Source organism: Klebsiella sp. JB_Kp042, from assembly GCF_040065275.1.
Taxonomy (GTDB): domain Bacteria; phylum Pseudomonadota; class Gammaproteobacteria; order Enterobacterales; family Enterobacteriaceae; genus Klebsiella; species Klebsiella quasipneumoniae.
In genome coordinates this window covers 1-19,154 of sequence record NZ_JBEAJL010000012.1, presented here as the reverse complement: position 1 = coordinate 19,154, position 19,154 = coordinate 1, and the positions used below count along the sequence as shown (strand labels likewise).

Sequence of the window (19,154 nt, the reverse complement as noted above, 5' to 3'; positions counted from 1 at the left end):
TTTAATTTCACCCTACTACCATACCAGTAATCATAATTGATTGAGCCTTAACTGTCGTGATGGCGATCACATTCCTGCTGACCGGCTCGCCGGTGAGGTCGCTTTCGCTACATTCATAATTTTTCTCAATTTATTTCAATAGATTAATCATTGCCGGGCTTTTTCTGACGACCTTCGCCAAATGTGATCCAGAGCTAGTTATGATCAAATGCATACTTGTATGGTAATAAAAGTCACGATATTTGTTCAGAAAACAGACAAGGGAAGGAACAGAAATGAGAAGCGTCGTTGTCAAAGAGCCAGGCCAACTGAACATCGAATCACGTCCGGTTCCCGCTCCGGGCGCCCACGAAGTCCGGGTGAAAATCGCCTTTGCCGGGATCTGCGGTTCCGATGTGCATATCTATCAGGGCCATAACCCCTTCGCGAAATATCCCCGCGTGATCGGCCATGAATTCTTCGGCATCATCGATGCCGTCGGCGAACAGATCTCTCCGGCACGCATCGGCGAGCGCGTCGCGGTCGACCCTGTCGTCAGCTGCGGCCAGTGTTATCCCTGCTCGGTGGGGCGGCCGAATGTCTGTGCGCAGCTCCAGGTCATCGGGGTTCACCGCGACGGCGGATTCAGCGACTACGCCTGCGTGCCGGCAAAAAACGCCTGGCGCATTCCGGAAGCCATCAGCGATCGTCAGGCGACGATGGTTGAGCCTTTTACCATTGCGGCAAACATTACCGCCCAGCTGCAGCCCATGGCGCAGGATATCGCCCTGATCTACGGCGCAGGTCCGATGGGTCTGACGGTGATCCAGGCGCTGAAGGGGGTGTATGGCGTTAAGCAGGTGATCGTCGTGGACCGCATTGCCGAACGTCTGCAGATGGCGCGGGACAATGGCGCCGATCTGACGTTGGATAACACTCACCAGCCGCTGGCGGAACAGCTGGCGCAGCGGCAGATAGCCCCCACGCTGGTCATCGATGCCGCCTGCCACCCGGCGATCCTTCAGGAGGCCATTCTCCTCGCCTCTCCCGCCGCACGCATCGGCATACTCGGCTTCTCCGGCGAGGCGTCCACCCTCACCCAGCAAAGCATCACCAGTAAAGAGATCTCCATTTTCTCCTCCCGGCTGAACAGAGGACGTTTTCCGCTGGTCATCGACTGGATGGAGAAAGGCCTTATCCAGCCTGAGGCGTTAATCACCCACTGCATGCCGCTGGAGCAGGTAAAAGAGGCTATGGAGATTTTTGCCAACGATCGGAAAACCTGCTGCAAGGTATTGCTGCAGCTGGGGTAAATGCTAAATAACGGGCGACGTGAATATTGATATCCGTCGCGCCAGAGCTCAATAACATACTCATCACGGTGTCATCATGGGAAAAAATATCCGCTGGATTATCGTCCTGTTATTATTTTTAGTATATATGATTAATTATCTGGACCGGGTGGCGTTATCCATTACGGTACCGATGATTGAAAAGGATCTGGCGCTCAACGCCGAACAGTTTGGTATTATTTTCGGCAGTTTTTTCTTCGGCTACGCGGTATTTAATTTTATTGGCGGTCTGGCCGTGGATAAGTTTGGCGCAACGCTGGTCCTGGGGCTGGCGGTGGGGATGTGGTCGCTATTTTGCGGCTTAACCGCCTTTGCCACCGGCTTTTATTCCATGCTGATGCTGCGCGTCCTCTTCGGGATGGCTGAAGGCCCGATTTGCGCGTCGGCGAACAAGATGATCAACGGCTGGTTTCCTAAGAAGCAAGCGGCTACCGCCGTAGGGCTGCTCAGCGCCGGCTCTCCGCTGGGCGGCGCGGTTGCCGGCCCCATCGTCGGTTATCTGGCTCTCGCATTCGGCTGGCGCCCGGCGTTTATGATTATTTTCGCCATCGGTATTGTGTGGATGGTCGTGTGGTTTTTTATTGCCGCCAACTCGCCTGACAAACATAAGCATGTCAGTCAGGAAGAGCTCATGCTCATTAATAAAATGAAGCAAGAGGAGGACGCCCTGGAAACCGTAGAAAATCAAACCGCTCACTCACTGGGTTATTATCTCAAGCAGCCTATTATTCTGGTAACAGCCTTTGCATTCTTCTGCTACAACTATATTTTGTTTTTCTTCCTCAGCTGGTTCCCGTCCTATCTGGTTCAGCAGCACCATCTGGATATTAAACAGATGAGCCTCACCACCATGATTCCATGGATAGTCGGCTTTGTCGGCCTGGCGCTGGGAGGGTATATTTCCGATAAAATTTTTAAACTCACCGGACGCCTGCTGCTGTCGCGCAAAATTGTGCTGGTGGTATGTCTGCTGATGGCCGCCATCTGTGTGGGGCTTGCCGGTACCGTCAGCAGCGTCGTTCCTGCCGTTCTGCTGATGTCTGTCTCCATCTTTTTCCTCTATGTCACCGGAGCGATCTACTGGGCGATTATCCAGGACGTGGTGCATAAATCCCGCGTCGGCGGCACCAGCGGCTTTATCCACCTTATCGGCAGCGTCTCCGGCATCGTGGGGCCGATTGTCACCGGCTATATCGTGCAGTCTACCGGTAAATTCGACAGCGCCTTTGTCCTCGCCGGCACTATCGCCGCGCTCGGCGCCCTGCTGGTACTGTTCGTGATCAAAACGCCACGCGTGACAATGAAAGCCAGTCAGGCATAGTCGACAGCAATACCATGCCCGGCGCAGTCATCACGCCGGGCATCCTCTGAGACTATTTCACCGCCTGGGGCGCGACCCAGCTGCGGCCCAGCGCCGAACCCTGAGCGCCCTGCTCATTCAGATAGCGATCCAGTTCAACCATTCCGGTCCAGCGATTTTCGCACCACAGCGGCGCGAGCAGCGTGGGCCGACGGGCGCTGGCCGATATGCGATGGTAGATCACCTCCGGCGGGGTGTGGCGGATCATCTCCCCGGCGGTGACGGTATACGCCTCCAGTTCGATGCCATCGAGACGACCGGCCTGCCATGCTTTTGCCATAATGCTGCCTTTAACGATATGCAGCGGGTGCAGCTTGATGCCATCCACGCCGGTGGTCACGACCCGCTCCAGCGTCTCGAGGCCGTGCTCCTGGGACTCCCCGGGCAGGCCGACAATGAGATGCGCGCAAACCTTCAGTCCGCGCTCACGCGCCAGACGCGCGGTGCGCTGGTAACAGGCGAAATCATGCCCGCGGTTAATGCGATGCAGGGTCTTATCATGCGCGGTCTGCAGCCCCAGCTCCAGCCATACCTCATACCCCTGCTGGTGGTATTCACTGAGCAGGTCGAGAACCGCCTCCGGCACGCAGTCCGGGCGGGTGCCGACGCAGAGGCCAACGATATTCGCCTCGCTGACGGCCTGGCGATACATCGAGCGGAGCACCTGCACTTCAGCAAAGGTGCTGGTATAGGCCTGAAAATAGGCCAGATAGCGCTTTGCCCGGTTAACGAGCTGCGCCTGATGGGCGAGCTGTTCGGCGATGGATCGATGCTGCTGGGCTTCATCCGCAAACGAGGCCACGTTACAGAAAGTGCAGCCGCCACGGCCCAGCGTACCGTCGCGGTTCGGGCAGCTAAAACCGCCGTGCAGCGTTAGCTTATGGACCTTTTCGCCATAGCGGCGCAGAAGATCCCCACCAAACATATTGACTAATTTCTGTAACTGCATAATCTGATAGACCGGCCTCAACAAAGGGGGCCAAGCCTGCCACTTTTCGTCACCGACGGCGATGACCTGGATCAATCGTCAGCGCGGCGCCCCGCTTCATTGCATAAACAATCATGATTACTGCAATTTCATTCACCCACAGGGTAATGAGTTTTCCTTATATTTCATCATCGCGCGGCCCTAATCTACTTTATGGTAAAAAACAGTATTAATATCCACCACATAAATTTATAGCAGTCAAATATGCTAATAATGAAATATATTTCAGCGCAGATCGGTAATGCAAAGCCGCGCGCACAGTGAGACAGATCACACTAGTCTTACCCTCTGCAGACGTATCCAAAGCATAAAAAATGGCATTATTTATTTTAAAAACAAAAAGTTAACACCTGTATAGCACATTTTTGTATTAATAAGATTGCCATTTGACGTAAGTGTGGATTCCCGATAAGTTGGGAATCCGCTGGAAGCTTTCTGGATGAGCACTCTGCTCATCATATTTATGCAGTAATTGAGATTCCCTCTTAACAGCAAGTCCTCAAACTTGTGTACCGATGCAAAAAGGATTTAAAGAGGGCGAATGCGAGGTGCAAACCCCGTCGCCATGCTCTTTCTGTGCCTGTGCGCAATCGGTATCGGAGGGGGTCCGTAGAGCCTGGGGAGGTTCACTGATATGTTGTACGACAAATCCCTTGAGAGGGATAACTGTGGTTTCGGCCTGATCGCCCACATAGAAGGCGAACCTAGCCACAAGGTAGTGCGAACCGCGATACACGCACTGGCCCGCATGCAGCACCGTGGCGCAATCCTTGCCGATGGTAAAACCGGCGACGGTTGCGGTCTGCTGCTGCAAAAACCCGATCGTTTCTTCCGCATCGTTGCCGAAGAGCGCGGCTGGCGTTTAGCCAAAAACTACGCCGTTGGGATGCTGTTCCTGAATAAAGATCCTGAACTGGCGAAAGCGGCACGCCGCATCGTTGAAGAAGAACTTCAGCTTGAGACCCTGTCGATTGTTGGCTGGCGCGATGTGCCGACCAACGAAGGCGTGCTCGGTGAAATCGCCCTCTCCTCGCTGCCCCGTATTGAGCAAATCTTTGTTAACGCCCCGGCTGGCTGGCGCCCGCGCGATATGGAGCGTCGTCTGTTTATTGCGCGTCGTCGCATTGAAAAACGCCTGCAGGAAGACAAAGATTTCTACGTTTGTAGCTTGTCCAACCTGGTCAACATCTATAAAGGTCTGTGTATGCCGGCGGATTTGCCGCGCTTCTACCTGGACCTCGCGGACCTGCGCCTGGAGTCGGCTATCTGCCTGTTCCACCAGCGCTTCTCCACCAACACCGTACCACGCTGGCCGCTGGCGCAGCCGTTCCGCTACCTGGCGCACAACGGTGAAATCAACACCATCACCGGCAACCGCCAGTGGGCTCGCGCCCGTACCTATAAGTTCCAGACCCCGCTGATCCCGGACCTGCACGACGCCGCGCCGTTCGTTAACGAAACCGGCTCCGACTCCAGTTCAATGGACAACATGCTGGAGCTGCTGCTGGCCGGCGGGATGGACATCGTGCGCGCCATGCGTCTGCTGGTGCCGCCAGCCTGGCAGAACAACCCGGATATGGATCCGGAGCTGCGTTCGTTCTTCGACTTTAACTCCATGCATATGGAGCCATGGGACGGCCCGGCGGGTATCGTCATGTCCGATGGTCGCTACGCGGCCTGTAACCTCGACCGTAATGGCCTGCGCCCGGCGCGCTACGTCATTACCAAAGATAAGCTCATCACCTGCGCCTCTGAAGTCGGCATCTGGGACTACCAGCCGGACGAAGTGGTTGAGAAAGGCCGCGTGGGTCCGGGTGAGCTGATGGTTATCGATACCCGTGCCGGACGCATTCTGCACTCAGCGGAAACCGATGACGATCTGAAGAGCCGCCATCCGTATAAAGAGTGGATGGAGAAAAACGTTCGTCGCCTGGTGCCATTTGAAGATCTGCCGGACGAAGAGGTTGGCAGCCGCCAGCTGGACGACGATCTGCTGGCCAGCTACCAGAAACAGTTTAACTACAGCGCGGAAGAGCTGGACTCGGTGCTGCGCGTGCTCGGCGAAAATGGCCAGGAAGCGGTCGGCTCAATGGGCGATGACACGCCTTTCGCCGTCCTTTCCAGCCAGCCGCGCATTATCTACGATTATTTCCGTCAGCAGTTCGCCCAGGTGACGAACCCGCCTATCGATCCGCTGCGTGAAGCGCACGTCATGTCGCTGGCCACCAGCATCGGGCGCGAAATGAACGTCTTCTGCGAAGCGGAAGGCCAGGCGCATCGTCTGAGCTTCAAATCGCCGATCCTGCTGTACTCCGATTTCAAACAGCTGACGACGATGGAAGAAGAGCACTATCGTGCCGACGTCCTCGACATCACCTTCAACCCGGCAGAGGCTTCCCTCAGCGAGACGGTGAAGGCCCTGTGCGACAAAGCGGAGCAAATGGTACGCGATGGTACCGTGCTGCTGGTTCTTTCTGACCGCAACATCGCCAAAGACCGCCTGCCGGTGCCGGCGCCGATGGCCGTTGGCGCGATCCAGACCCGTCTGGTCGATAAAAGTCTGCGCTGCGATGCCAACATCATCGTTGAAACCGCCAGCGCCCGCGATCCGCATCACTTCGCCGTGCTGCTGGGCTTCGGCGCGACAGCTATCTATCCGTACCTCGCCTATGAAACGCTGGCGAAGCTGGTCGACAGCAAAGCTATCGATAAACCGTACCGTGCGGTGATGCTGAACTATCGCAACGGTATCAATAAAGGTCTGTATAAGATCATGTCCAAGATGGGGATCTCGACCATCGCCTCCTACCGCTGCTCGAAGCTGTTCGAAGCGGTCGGTCTGCATCGCGATGTCTCCGATCTCTGCTTCCAGGGCGTGGTCAGTCGCATCGGCGGCGCCGGCTTCGACGATTTCCAGCAGGACCTGCTGAATCTGTCGAAACGCGCCTGGCTGGCGCGCAAGCCGCTGGCTCAGGGCGGTCTGCTGAAGTACGTTCACGGCGGCGAATATCACGCCTACAACCCGGACGTGGTGCGTACCCTGCAGCAGGCTGTGCAGAGCGGCGAGTACAGCGATTATCAACAATACGCGAAGCTGGTTAACGAACGTCCGGCGGCCACGCTGCGCGATCTGCTGGCGCTCAATCCGGGCGAAGACGCCATCAGCATCGACGACGTGGAGCCGGCGAAGGAGCTGTTCAAACGCTTCGATACCGCAGCGATGTCGATCGGCGCCCTGAGTCCGGAAGCGCACGAATCGCTGGCGGAAGCGATGAACAGCATCGGCGGCTTCTCTAACTCCGGTGAAGGCGGTGAAGACCCGGCGCGCTACGGCACCAATAAAGTGTCGCGCATCAAGCAGGTGGCGTCCGGCCGCTTCGGCGTCACCCCAGCCTATCTGGTCAATGCCGACGTTATCCAGATCAAAGTCGCCCAGGGCGCGAAGCCGGGTGAAGGCGGCCAGCTACCGGGTGATAAAGTCACTCCGTACATCGCCAAACTGCGCTATTCGGTACCGGGCGTGACGCTGATCTCCCCGCCGCCGCACCACGATATCTACTCTATCGAGGATTTGGCGCAGCTGATTTTCGACCTCAAGCAGGTCAACCCGAAAGCGATGATTTCGGTCAAACTGGTTTCTGAACCGGGCGTGGGCACCATCGCCACCGGCGTAGCCAAAGCTTATGCCGACCTGATCACCATCGCCGGCTACGACGGCGGCACCGGGGCGAGCCCGCTCTCTTCCGTGAAATATGCCGGCTGTCCGTGGGAGCTTGGTCTGGTGGAAACCCAGCAGGCGCTGGTCGCTAACGGCCTGCGTCATAAGATCCGTCTGCAGGTGGATGGCGGCCTGAAAACCGGCCTCGATATCATCAAAGCGGCGATCCTCGGCGCGGAAAGCTTCGGTTTCGGTACCGGCCCGATGGTGGCGCTGGGCTGTAAATACCTGCGTATTTGCCACCTGAACAACTGCGCGACCGGCGTGGCGACCCAGGATGACAAACTGCGTAAGAACCACTATCACGGTCTGCCGTTCAAAGTGACCAACTACTTTGAATTTATCGCCCGTGAAACCCGCGAGCTGATGGCCCAGCTGGGCGTCAAGCGCCTGGTGGATCTGATTGGCCGCACCGATCTGCTCAAAGAGCTGGATGGGTTCACCGCCAAGCAGCAGAAACTGGATCTGGGTAAACTGCTGGAGACCGCAGAGCCGCATCCTGGCAAAGCGCTGTACTGCACCGAAAATAACCCGCCGTTCGATAACGGCGTGCTCAACGCCCAGCTGCTGCAGCAGGCGAAACCGTACGTGGATGAAAAGCAGAGCAAAACGTTCTGGTTCGATATCCGCAATACCGACCGCTCCGTGGGGGCCTCGCTGTCCGGGTATATTGCCCAGACCCATGGCGACCAGGGACTGGCGGGCGACCCGATCGTCGCTCACTTTAGCGGCACCGCGGGCCAGAGCTTCGGCGTGTGGAACGCCGGCGGCGTGGAACTGCATCTGACGGGCGACGCCAACGACTATGTCGGCAAAGGCATGGCGGGCGGTCTGCTGGCCATTCGTCCGCCGGTGGGCTCCGCTTTCCGCAGCCACGAAGCCAGCATTATCGGCAACACCTGCCTGTACGGCGCGACCGGTGGTCGTCTGTACGCCGCAGGCCGCGCAGGTGAGCGTTTCGCGGTGCGTAACTCCGGCGCCATCACCGTGGTGGAAGGCATCGGCGACAACGGCTGTGAATACATGACCGGCGGTATCGTCTGCGTGCTCGGTAAAACCGGCGTCAACTTTGGCGCAGGGATGACCGGCGGCTTTGCCTATGTCCTGGATGAAGATGGCGACTTCCGTAAACGCGTGAACCCGGAGCTGGTGGAAGTGCTGGACGTTGACTCTCTGGCCATCCATGAAGAGCACCTGCGCGGTTTAATCACCGAGCACGTGCAGCTTACCGGTTCGCAACGCGGCGAAGAGATCCTCGCCAACTGGCCGGCCTTCTCCGCGAAGTTTGCGCTGGTTAAACCGAAGTCCAGCGATGTTAAAGCACTGTTGGGTCACCGTAGTCGTTCCGCAGCTGAGCTGCGGGTGCAGGCGCAGTAAGGGGTTAAGATGAGTCAGAACGTTTATCAATTTATCGACCTGCAGCGCGTTGATCCGCCAAAGAAACCGCTGAAGATCCGTAAAATTGAATTTGTGGAAATTTACGAGCCGTTTTCAGAAGGCCAGGCCAAGGCGCAGGCGGATCGCTGCCTCTCCTGCGGCAACCCGTACTGCGAGTGGAAGTGCCCGGTGCATAACTACATCCCGAACTGGCTGAAGCTGGCCAACGAGGGGCGTATTTTTGAGGCGGCTGAGCTGTCGCACCAGACCAACACCCTGCCGGAAGTCTGCGGGCGCGTCTGCCCGCAGGACCGCCTGTGTGAAGGCTCCTGTACGCTGAACGATGAGTTCGGCGCGGTGACCATCGGCAACATCGAACGCTATATCAATGATAAGGCATTCGAGATGGGCTGGCGTCCGGATCTCTCCGGTGTGAAACCGACCGGTAAAACCGTCGCGATCATCGGCGCTGGCCCGGCGGGCCTCGCCTGTGCCGACGTGTTGACCCGCAACGGCGTCAAGGCGGTGGTGTTTGACCGCCATCCGGAAATCGGCGGCCTGCTGACCTTCGGTATCCCGGCGTTCAAGCTGGAAAAAGAGGTGATGACCCGCCGCCGGGAGATCTTCACCGGCATGGGCATTGAGTTCAAACTCAATACCGAAGTGGGCCGCGACGTGCAGCTCGACGACCTGCTGAAAGAGTACGATGCCGTGTTCCTCGGCGTTGGCACCTATCAGTCGATGCGCGGCGGGCTGGACAATGAAGACGCCCCGGGCGTCTACGACGCGCTGCCGTTCCTGATCGCCAACACCAAGCAGATCATGGGCTTTGGCGAAACCGCCGATGAGCCCTACGTCAGCATGGAAGGCAAACGCGTGGTCGTGCTCGGCGGTGGCGATACCGCGATGGACTGCGTACGTACCTCCGTCCGCCAGAATGCGGCGCACGTGATCTGCGCCTATCGTCGTGACGAAGAGAACATGCCGGGTTCAAAACGCGAAGTGAAAAACGCGCGTGAGGAAGGCGTTGAGTTCCAGTTCAACGTCCAGCCGCTGGGCGTGGAAGTGAATGCCAACGGCAAAGTGTGCGGCGTGAAGATGGCGCGCACCGAGATGGGCCAGCCGGATGCGAAAGGCCGCCGTCGCGCGGAGATCGTCGCTGGCTCTGAGCACGTGGTGCCGGCAGACGCCGTCGTCATGGCGTTTGGCTTCCGTCCCCACAGCATGGAGTGGCTGGCTAAGCACAGCGTCGAGCTGGACTCCCAGGGCCGCATCATTGCGCCGGAAGGCAGCGAGAACGCCTTCCAGACCAGCAACCCGAAAATCTTCGCCGGCGGCGATATCGTTCGCGGTTCCGACCTGGTGGTCACCGCGATTGCGGAAGGACGTAAAGCGGCTGACGGGATCCTCAACTACCTTGAAGTCTGATTAGGCCCGGAGTCTCAGCGCATAAAAGCCCGATGGTTAACGACATCGGGCTTTTTTATTGCCCATTCGCCGGGCAAACCGCCGCTTTCAGCGCCGTATTATACCAGCCGCAGATATGTTCTAAGCGGGTGATCGCCGAGCCGACGGTCACCGCCCACGCGCCGCAGCGCATTGCCTCAGCCGCCTGCGCAGGCGTATTGTAGCGTCCCTCAGCGACTACTCTGCAGCCCGCGGCGCTCAGGCTTTTCACCAGCGCCAGATCCGGCTCGACCGGTGTCTCCTCTGCGGTATAGCCTGAGAGGGTGGTGCCAACCATATCGAAGCCCAATTGCCAGCATTCAAGGGCATCGTCGAGAGAGGAACAATCTGCCATCGCATTTTTCCCCTGGCGGTGAATTGCCGCCAACAACGATGCGACAGAGGCCGGACGCTGACGCCGCGTGCCGTCAACCGCAATGATATCGGCCCCTGCCTGCGCCAGGGCATTCACATCCTCAAGCCACGGCGTAATACGCACCGGGCTATCATGCAGATCGCGCTTAATCAGCGCGATAACAGGCACCGTCACTAACGGACGAACGGCCTGCAGGTTGGCCAGACCTTCTATGCGCAGCGCCACCGCCCCCGCCTGCTCCGCCGCCAGCCCCATCGCCGCGACGATGGCGGGGTTATCCAGCGGGCTGCCCGGCACCGGCTGGCAGGAGACAATTAATCCGCCATGGTGACGGATATGCTGGTCCAGTTGTGCGAGTAAAGACATGTCGGCTCCCTGAAAGCTACCTGTGGCGATGACAGTACCAGCCATGGGGCGCCTCGTTTGTGGCAGAGTTAACAAAGCGGACAGACAAAAAAAACAGGCCCCGCAGGGCCTGTCAGAGAAGGGATTTACTTCACCACGCGCAGCGCCGGGCGACCGCCGCGCGGCGGCGGCGTGTCGTCAGGATCGTCGTCGTGATTATCGGGCTTATCGCCATCAATCACCGACATCACCGTTTCGCTTTCACTCTCAGGCGCGACGTCATCATCGTTGAGGCTGCTGACGTCTTCGTCATAGGCCGCTTCCGGTTCAAACATCGTGCCGGCGCCGTTCTCACGGGCATAGATGGCGAGTACCGCAGCCAGCGGGACAGATACGTTGCGCGGCACGCCGCCAAAGCGCGCGTTGAAGCGCACTTCGTCGTTCGCCAGCTCAAGATTACCTACCGCACGCGGGGCAATATTGAGAACGATTTGCCCGTCGCGCGCATACTCCATCGGCACGAGCACGCCCGGCAGCGTGACATCCACCACCAGATGCGGCGTCAGCTGGTTATCCAGCAGCCAGTCATAAAACGCCCGCAGCAGATACGGGCGACGCGGCGTCAGCTGTGATACATCCATTATTTAGCCCCGACCGAGGCGCATTTCACGCTCGGCTTCAGTTAAAGAGGCGAGGAAGGAATCACGCTCAAATACGCGAGTCATATAGCCTTTGAGCTCTTTCGCGCCTGCGCCAACCAGCTCCACACCGAGAACCGGCAGACGCCACAGCAGCGGCGCCAGGTAGCAATCCACCAGGCTGAACTCATCGCTCAGGAAGTAAGGTTTCTGGGTGAACACCGGCGCGATGGCCAGCAGTTCTTCACGCAGTTGCTTACGCGCAGCATCAGCTTGCGCTGCGGTACCGCTCTGGATGGTGTTCATCAGCGAATACCAGTCCTTCTCGATACGTTGCATATACAGACGGCTTTCGCCACGCGCCACCGGATAAACCGGCATTAACGGCGGGTGCGGGAAACGCTCATCCAGGTATTCCATAATGATGCGGGATTCCCACAGAGTGAGCTCACGATCCACCAGCGTCGGTACGCTTTGATTCGGGTTGAGGTCAATCAGATCCTGAGGCGGGTTGTCCTTCTCCACGTGCTCTATCTCAAAACTGACACCCTTCTCGGCCAGCACAATGCGGACCTGATGGCTATAGATGTCAGTAGGACCAGAAAACAGCGTCATTACCGAACGTTTGTTGGCAGCGACAGCCATGAAAACCTCCAGGTATATTCAGAATTTTGTACTGCTGCCTGCCACTCATGGCCGGCCAGATGTAAAAACCCCAGTAGCGCGATGTCACCTTCGTTCACGAATAAAACAAAAAATGAACAATCACCAGCATTTGGGCAGAAAATTGGATGATAGTTTACCAGATTTTGAAGACGTTGTGGTGAGGGGATTCTGGAAATGCTGAAAAAGTGGCAGGAACCGGCGGTAAGCTTGTGGATAACAGCCGTTTTATCCATAAAAAAACCCGCCGGAGCGGGTTTTTTCGCAAATTGTTCTGCGTGAGCAGAAAACAATTAACGTTTGGAGAACTGCGGACGACGACGTGCTTTACGCAGACCGACTTTCTTACGTTCAACCTGACGAGCGTCACGAGTGACGAAGCCAGCTTTACGCAGTTCAGAACGCAGGGACTCGTCGTACTCCATCAGAGCGCGGGTGATACCGTGACGGATCGCACCAGCCTGACCAGAGATACCACCACCTTTAACAGTGATGTACAGATCCAGTTTCTCAACCATGTCGACCAGTTCCAGCGGCTGACGAACTACCATGCGGGCAGTTTCACGACCGAAGTACTGTTCCAGAGAACGCTGGTTGATAACGATTTTGCCGTTGCCCGGTTTGATGAAAACGCGAGCTGCGGAACTTTTGCGGCGACCAGTGCCGTAGTATTGATTTTCAGCCATTGCCTATAATCCCGATTAGATGTCAAGAACTTGCGGTTGCTGTGCCGCGTGGTTGTGCTCGTTACCCGCGTAAACTTTCAGTTTACGGTACATAGCACGACCCAGCGGGCCTTTTGGCAGCATGCCTTTAACCGCGATTTCAATCACACGCTCAGGACGGCGGGCAATCATCTCTTCAAAGGTCGCTTCTTTGATACCACCGATGTGGCCGGTGTGGTGGTAATACATTTTGTCTTCGCGCTTGTTGCCGGTAACAGCAACTTTTTCTGCGTTCAGAACGATGATGTAATCACCGGTATCAACGTGCGGAGTGTATTCCGCTTTGTGCTTACCGCGCAGGCGACGAGCCAGTTCAGTAGCCAGACGGCCCAGAGTTTTACCGGTCGCGTCAACAACATACCAGTCGCGTTTTACGGTTTCTGGTTTAGCTGTAAAAGTTTTCATTAAAAGCTTACCCAAATAATAAGTTACACGTTGGTGAACACCCAAACGTTTAGTCAGTTGAGGTTCACACGACATTGTCCAGCAAACCTACCCCTTCGAATAGCCTATGCCGGCACATAGAAAGTTTCGGGAAAAAAACCTTCTCGTAACGTGGGGTCGCAAGATTATAGAGAAGTCGGGGTCAAAGATCGACCCCTTTATGAGATTTTTCAGGCAGCTCCCGGGGCGGCCCTGCGGCCCTGAATTCGCCGGGAAAAAGTATCCTGTCAGGGCATATGCGGGCGCTTGAGGTACTCTTCGCTCTGCATCTCCTGCAGACGCGACAGACAGCGCTGAAACTCAAACTTCAGCCGCTCTCCCTGATAAATGTCGTACAGCGGCACCGCCGCGCTGACCACCAGCTTCACGTGGCGCTCATAGAACTCATCCACCAGGGCGATAAAGCGCCGGGCTTCGCTCTCCAGCTGCGCGGTCATCACCGGCACGTCGAACAGCATCACGGTGTGGAACAGGCGGGAGAGCGCGATATAGTCATGCTGGCTACGGGCATCCACGCACAACGTGGCGAACGACGCCGCCAGCGTCTGGTTTTCCACGCCGAGGGTCGGCAGCTCGCGATGGTTGATCTCCAGCGTCGGCCCGGCAGCGCGCGGCGCGCCGGCCAGCGCCAGCCACAGTTTATCCATCTGTTCGCGGGTGTCGTTATTCAGCGGCGACAGCCACAGGTGCGCCTGGGTCAGGGTACGCAAGCGATAATCGATGCCGGCATCGACGTTCATAATATCGCAATGTTGCTTGATGGCGTCGATAGCGGGCAGAAAACGGGCGCGCTGCAGGCCATTGCGATAGAGCTCATCCGGTGGAATATTGGAGGTCGCCACCAGCGTGATGCCGCGGGCGAACAGGGCCTTCATCAGCCCGCCCAACAGCATGGCGTCGGTTATATCGGAGACAAAAAACTCGTCGAAACAGAGCACGTCGGTTTCCGCTTTAAAGCGGTCGGCGACAATGTCCAGCGGGTCGCTATGGCCCTGCAGGGTGGTCAGCTCTTCGTGCACCCGCAGCATAAAGCGATGGAAATGCAGGCGCTGCTTACGCTCGCCCGGCAGGCTCTGGTAAAACAGGTCCATCAGCCAGGTTTTCCCCCGCCCCACGCCGCCCCACATATACAGGCCGCGGACGGGCGCCGCCTCGGCTGCTGGTTCGCGCTTACCCAGCAGTTTGCCGAATTTCGCGCGCAAACCGCCGCCTGACGCGACGGGCGCGGGCTGAGTCTGCAGTTCCTGGTAAATGGTATCGAGGCGGCTCACCGCTTCTTGCTGGACGTCGTCGGGTTGATGGCTGCCCTCTTTCAGGGCTGAAAGGTAACGCGATGTTGGAGACAGGCTTTGCATGATCTAATTGTTATTCCTTGAAAACCGTGATGTCGAAGCTCACGATTGACGAAAAAAAGGCCGTTCTACACTACGCGATGATACGCCAGGATTCCACTTCTGTGGAATTAGCGGTTATAGTGGCACTATCGGGCGCAGGCGGAGAGCCTAAGAGCCACCCTACGGAACCACAATACAACGGGAGATGTTCATGACCTGGGAATACGCGCTAATTGGGTTAGTCGTCGGTATCATCATTGGTGCCGTCGCCATGCGTTTCGGCAACCGCAAACTGCGCCAGCAGCAGGCGCTGCAGTTCGAACTGGAAAAGAATAAAGCCGAGCTTGAAGAGTACCGTGAAGAGCTGGTCAGCCATTTTGCGCGCAGCGCCGAGCTGCTGGATAACATGGCGCACGACTACCGTCAGCTGTATCAGCATATGGCGAAAAGCTCTAACAACCTGCTGCCGGATTCCATGGCAGACGCCAACCCGTTCCGCAACCGCCTGGAAGAGTCTGAAGCCAGCAACGATCAGGCGCCGGTCCAGATGCCGCGCGACTACTCCGAAGGCGCATCCGGATTACTGCGCGGTGGCGCAAAACGCGATTAAACAATCGCCTCTGATAAAATATTCTCCGGGCGCGCCCATCGCGCCCGCTCCTTCCCCACTTCCCGGCTACAATTTAAACCAGTCCCCACATTGTTACCTGCGCAAAAATTCAATAACATCAGGTTATTCAGGACATTTTTCCATACACCTCAGGTTACGAGAGCCAGCATCTAATGAAGAAACAGACTTTGCTGTTGAGTGCGTTAGCGTTAAGCATTGGGTTATCGTTGTCGGTTCTGCCTCCGGCAGCAGCATCCTTACCGACTCAGGTGCCCGGCCAGGGCGCGTTACCAAGCCTGGCGCCGATGCTGGAAAAGGTCCTGCCGGCGGTAGTCAGCGTCCAGGTGGAAGGCACTGCCTCGCCGACGCTCAATATGCCGGAAGAGCTGAAGAAATATTTTGGCGATAACGCCCCGCAAGAGCAGGCGCAGCCGTTCGAAGGGCTTGGCTCCGGCGTCATTATCGACGCAGCGAAAGGCTACGTGCTGACCAATAACCACGTCATCAATCAGGCGCAGAAGATCAGCGTCCAGCTGAACGATGGTCGTGAATTTGATGCCAAACTGGTCGGTAGCGATGAACAGAGCGACATTGCTCTGCTGCAGCTGATTAAGCCGTCAAACCTGACGCAAATCGCCATTGCTGACTCCGATAAACTCCGCGTCGGCGACTTCGCCGTCGCCGTCGGCAACCCGTTCGGCCTTGGTCAGACCGCCACCTCCGGCATTATCTCTGCCCTTGGCCGCAGCGGCCTGAACCTTGAAGGGCTGGAGAATTTCATCCAGACCGATGCCTCCATCAACCGCGGCAATTCCGGCGGCGCGCTGTTGAACCTCAACGGCGAGCTTATCGGGATCAACACCGCGATCCTGGCGCCGGGCGGCGGCAGCATCGGCATCGGCTTCGCCATCCCGAGCAACATGGCGAAAACCCTCGCCGACCAGCTCATTCAGTTTGGCGAAATCAAGCGCGGCCTGCTGGGCATTAAAGGCATGGAAATGAGCGCCGATATCGCCAAGGCGATGAACCTCAACGTTCAGCGCGGCGCCTTCGTCAGTGAAGTGCTGCCAAACTCCGGGTCCGCCAAAGCGGGGATCAAATCCGGCGACGTCATCGTTAGCCTGAACGGCAAGCCGCTGAATAGTTTTGCCGAACTGCGCTCGCGGATCGCCACCACCGAGCCGGGGACCAAAGTCAAACTGGGCCTGCTGCGCGATGGAAAACCGGTCGATGTCGAAGTGACGCTGGATAAGAGCACCTCCTCCACCGCCAGCGCTGAGCTGATTATCCCGGCTCTGCAGGGTGCCTCGTTCAGCGACGGTCAGATGAAAGATGGCACCAAAGGGGTGGTGATCGATAATGTCGATAAAGGCAGCGCCGCCGCCCAGGTCGGCCTGCATAAGGATGACATTATCATTGGCCTTAACCGCGAGCGTATTCATTCGATTGCCGAATTACGCAAAGTGCTCGAAGGCAAACCGCCGGTCATCGCCCTGAACGTGATCCGCGGCAACGAAAGCATCTATCTGCTGCTGCGCTGATTGTCTCCCCGGACATCGCCGCCATGTGCGATGTCCGGGCAACTCATGCTATGCTGCGCCTGACCATTCATTAACGATATCTGCATCATGCCTGGAAAGTTATTACGTTCAGTACTCATCGGTTTGCTTGTCGGGGGCCTGCTGTTGGCCCTGATGCCCTCGCTGCGCCAGTGGCAGCTAGCGCCGACCACCCAGAATGATACGGCAGACGACTCCCCGGCGAGCTATAACGCCGCCGTACGCCGCGCCGCGCCCGCCGTAGTGAACGTCTATAACCGCGCCCTGAACAGCACCAGCCATAATCAGCTGACGCTTGGCTCCGGGGTGATCATGGACCAGCGCGGCTATATCCTGACCAACAAGCATGTGATTAACGATGCCGACCAGATTATCGTCGCTCTGCAGGACGGCCGGGTCTTCGAAGCGCTGCTGGTAGGCTCCGATTCCCTGACCGACCTCGCGGTGCTGAAGATCAACGCTACCGGCGGGCTGCCGGTGATCCCGATCAACCCGAAACGCACGCCGCACATCGGCGATGTGGTGCTGGCGATTGGCAACCCCTATAATCTGGGACAGACCATCACCCAGGGGATCATCAGCGCCACAGGGCGCATTGGCCTCAACCCCACCGGCCGCCAGAATTTCCTGCAGACTGACGCCTCGATCAACCACGGTAACTCCGGCGGGGCGCTGGTGAACTCCCTCGGCGAGCTGATGGGGATTAACACCCTCTCCTTTGACAAGAGCAACGACGGCGAAACGCCTGAAGGCATTGGCTTTGCGATCCCGTTCCAGTTAGCGACCAAAATTATGGATAAACTGATCCTGGATGGCCGTGTGATCCGCGGCTATATCGGCATTAGCGGCCGGGAGATCGCCCCGCTGCACGCGCAGGGCGGCGGGATCGATCAGATCCAGGGGATCGTCGTTAACGATGTCGCGCCGGACGGACCGGCCGCGCAGGCGGGGATCCGCGCCAACGACGTGATCATCTCCGTGAATGACAAACCCGCGGTCTCCGCGCTGGAGACAATGGATCAGGTGGCCGAGATCCGCCCGGGTTCAGAAATTCCGGTGGTCATCATGCGTGATGATAAGAAAATCACGCTCCATATCGCCGTCCAGGAATACCCGGCCACCAACTAAGCGGCTCCCCGTTTGGGGAGCCACGTTAATCGCTAAATACCGGACCGGCCGGGAATCTGACCAGAAACCCGGTCACCGCCAGCAGCGATCTCAGCGCGGGCCATACAACCTGTCGCTCGCGAAGCTCATCATCCAGCGTCAGTAGCGCAAATTCCCCCTTCTCACCCAGCACGCCACCCTGCCAGAGCAGGCGCTGCGCCTGCTGCCGCGCCCAGGGCGACTCACTCTTCCAGGCCAGCAAATGCAGCATCGCCTGCTGCAGACAGACGCTGTGGGAATGGTTATCCCGCCGCAGCCGCCGGTAGACGGGCAGGGACACGCTGCGCACGGTATAAAATCCACTGCCCGCCTCTTCATCGCCTTCAGGAATAGCGCGGGCGAACTGCCCCGCCACGTCGCACAGCCGGTTGTGCGTCAGCGGAAGTTGCCGGGCGCTGAGCGCCCCGGCCGCCATGCACAGCAGACCGCTGCGCTGCAGCGAGGGCGTCGCGGGGCGCACGACCGCCGCCGGTAAGGCAGTCACCGCCCGTGTCGCCTCGTCAGCGTTGTGGTCAGCGCCGGCCTCATAACAGCTGGCCAGCAGCGCTTCACCAGGCGTGGCGTTCAGCGGGGGCGAAAGCAGGTTCAGCGCCGGCTGCAGTTGTGCAAGTTCATCGCCTGACGCCAGCATGGCGTCAACCACCGCCACCCGTGTTGATGTCCGGTTTTCCGGACAGCATGCTATGGCTTCATTCATCACCGTCTCCTTATGAGAAATCTCCGCGGCCGACATGCCAGCCGCGGAAACAGGCCGGCCTACATCGCCAGCACGTACTTGAGCATCACCCCGGCGGCGATCGCCGAGCCGATCACCCCCGCCACGTTCGGGCCCATCGCGTGCATCAGCAGGAAGTTCTGCCCGTCCGCTTCCAGACCCACCTTGTTCGACACCCTGGCCGCCATCGGCACCGCCGACACCCCGGCTGAACCGATCAGCGGGTTGATCGGGTTCTTACTGAACCTGTTCAGCAGCTTCGCCATCAGCACCCCGGCGGCGGTCCCCACGCAGAAGGCGATTACCCCCAGCAGCAGGATCCCCAGGGTCTGCGGCTGCAGGAACTTGTCCGCCACCA

Annotated in this window: 17 protein-coding genes; 7 read left to right on the top strand and 10 right to left on the bottom strand. The window is 58.0% G+C overall.

The window, feature by feature from the left end; genetic code table 11:
• Window positions 1-275: 275 nt before the first annotated feature.
• Window positions 276-1,292: a Zn-dependent oxidoreductase gene (locus ABLV54_RS03070; RefSeq protein WP_050533691.1), complete on the top strand. Its 1,017-nt coding sequence runs from the start codon at window positions 276-278 to the stop codon at window positions 1,290-1,292.
• 76 nt (window positions 1,293-1,368) lie between these two features.
• Window positions 1,369-2,652, top strand: coding sequence for an MFS transporter (locus ABLV54_RS03065; RefSeq protein ID WP_023291136.1), 1,284 nt, complete (start codon window positions 1,369-1,371; stop codon window positions 2,650-2,652).
• Window positions 2,653-2,704: 52 nt separating this feature from the next.
• Here ABLV54_RS03065 and ABLV54_RS03060 read toward each other — a convergent pair whose 3' ends face one another.
• A complete protein-coding gene (locus ABLV54_RS03060) occupies window positions 2,705-3,640 on the bottom strand; it encodes a TIGR01212 family radical SAM protein (protein WP_044524840.1) in 936 nt (311 codons plus the stop codon).
• 673 nt (window positions 3,641-4,313) lie between these two features.
• Here ABLV54_RS03060 and gltB point away from each other — a divergent pair.
• Both gltB and gltD read left to right on the top strand, forming a co-directional pair.
• Window positions 4,314-8,774, top strand: a complete 4,461-nt coding sequence (gltB, locus tag ABLV54_RS03055) for a glutamate synthase large subunit (protein WP_044524842.1) — start codon at window positions 4,314-4,316, stop codon at window positions 8,772-8,774.
• A 9-nt stretch (window positions 8,775-8,783) separates the two neighbouring features.
• Complete coding sequence (gltD, locus tag ABLV54_RS03050) at window positions 8,784-10,202, top strand: glutamate synthase subunit GltD (protein ID WP_032454181.1); 1,419 nt, start codon at window positions 8,784-8,786, stop codon at window positions 10,200-10,202.
• Window positions 10,203-10,257: 55 nt separating this feature from the next.
• Here the strand turns inward: gltD and ABLV54_RS03045 are convergent, their stop codons facing one another.
• The 7 genes from ABLV54_RS03045 to zapE all read right to left on the bottom strand — a co-directional run bounded on the left by ABLV54_RS03045 (window position 10,258) and on the right by zapE (window position 14,766).
• Window positions 10,258-10,962: an N-acetylmannosamine-6-phosphate 2-epimerase gene (locus ABLV54_RS03045; RefSeq protein WP_050534396.1), complete on the bottom strand. Its 705-nt coding sequence runs from the start codon at window positions 10,960-10,962 to the stop codon at window positions 10,258-10,260.
• A gap of 125 nt (window positions 10,963-11,087) precedes the next feature.
• Entirely contained in the window at window positions 11,088-11,582 is a 495-nt protein-coding gene (sspB, locus tag ABLV54_RS03040) for a ClpXP protease specificity-enhancing factor (RefSeq protein WP_002918465.1), read from the bottom strand.
• Window positions 11,583-11,585: 3 nt separating this feature from the next.
• The gene (gene sspA, locus ABLV54_RS03035) at window positions 11,586-12,224 is read right to left on the bottom strand and encodes a stringent starvation protein SspA (RefSeq protein ID WP_002918467.1); all 639 of its coding nucleotides are present in this window, start codon (window positions 12,222-12,224) and stop codon (window positions 11,586-11,588) included.
• Window positions 12,194-12,478, bottom strand: coding sequence for a hypothetical protein (locus tag ABLV54_RS03030; protein WP_142375918.1), 285 nt, complete (start codon window positions 12,476-12,478; stop codon window positions 12,194-12,196). The genes sspA and ABLV54_RS03030 overlap by 31 nt, the downstream gene beginning before the upstream one ends.
• A 57-nt stretch (window positions 12,479-12,535) precedes the next feature.
• Window positions 12,536-12,928 (bottom strand): 30S ribosomal protein S9, encoded by a 393-nt coding sequence (gene rpsI / locus ABLV54_RS03025; protein WP_000829818.1) that lies wholly within the window; start codon window positions 12,926-12,928, stop codon window positions 12,536-12,538.
• Between the two features lie 15 nt (window positions 12,929-12,943).
• A complete protein-coding gene (rplM, locus tag ABLV54_RS03020; RefSeq protein ID WP_002918559.1) occupies window positions 12,944-13,372 on the bottom strand; it encodes a 50S ribosomal protein L13 in 429 nt (142 codons plus the stop codon).
• Between the two features lie 266 nt (window positions 13,373-13,638).
• Complete coding sequence (gene zapE, locus ABLV54_RS03015; protein ID WP_023291141.1) at window positions 13,639-14,766, bottom strand: cell division protein ZapE; 1,128 nt, start codon at window positions 14,764-14,766, stop codon at window positions 13,639-13,641.
• A gap of 190 nt (window positions 14,767-14,956) precedes the next feature.
• Between zapE and zapG the strand changes: the two genes are divergently transcribed.
• The 3 genes from zapG to degS all read left to right on the top strand — a co-directional run bounded on the left by zapG (window position 14,957) and on the right by degS (window position 18,042).
• Window positions 14,957-15,355, top strand: a complete 399-nt coding sequence (gene zapG, locus ABLV54_RS03010; protein ID WP_012540461.1) for a Z-ring associated protein ZapG — start codon at window positions 14,957-14,959, stop codon at window positions 15,353-15,355.
• A 173-nt stretch (window positions 15,356-15,528) separates the two neighbouring features.
• Window positions 15,529-16,896: a serine endoprotease DegQ gene (degQ, locus tag ABLV54_RS03005; RefSeq protein WP_017899931.1), complete on the top strand. Its 1,368-nt coding sequence runs from the start codon at window positions 15,529-15,531 to the stop codon at window positions 16,894-16,896.
• An 87-nt stretch (window positions 16,897-16,983) separates the two neighbouring features.
• A complete protein-coding gene (gene degS / locus ABLV54_RS03000) occupies window positions 16,984-18,042 on the top strand; it encodes an outer membrane-stress sensor serine endopeptidase DegS (RefSeq protein ID WP_348813610.1) in 1,059 nt (352 codons plus the stop codon).
• Between the two features lie 25 nt (window positions 18,043-18,067).
• Here the strand turns inward: degS and ABLV54_RS02995 are convergent, their stop codons facing one another.
• On the bottom strand, window positions 18,068-18,778 hold the full coding sequence (locus tag ABLV54_RS02995; protein WP_044524849.1) for a membrane protein associated with oxaloacetate decarboxylase: 711 nt from the start codon (window positions 18,776-18,778) through the stop codon (window positions 18,068-18,070).
• 59 nt (window positions 18,779-18,837) lie between these two features.
• Window positions 18,838-19,154, bottom strand: a 317-nt coding sequence (locus ABLV54_RS02990) for a sodium ion-translocating decarboxylase subunit beta (protein ID WP_322358797.1), incomplete at its 5' end; no start/stop codon positions are given.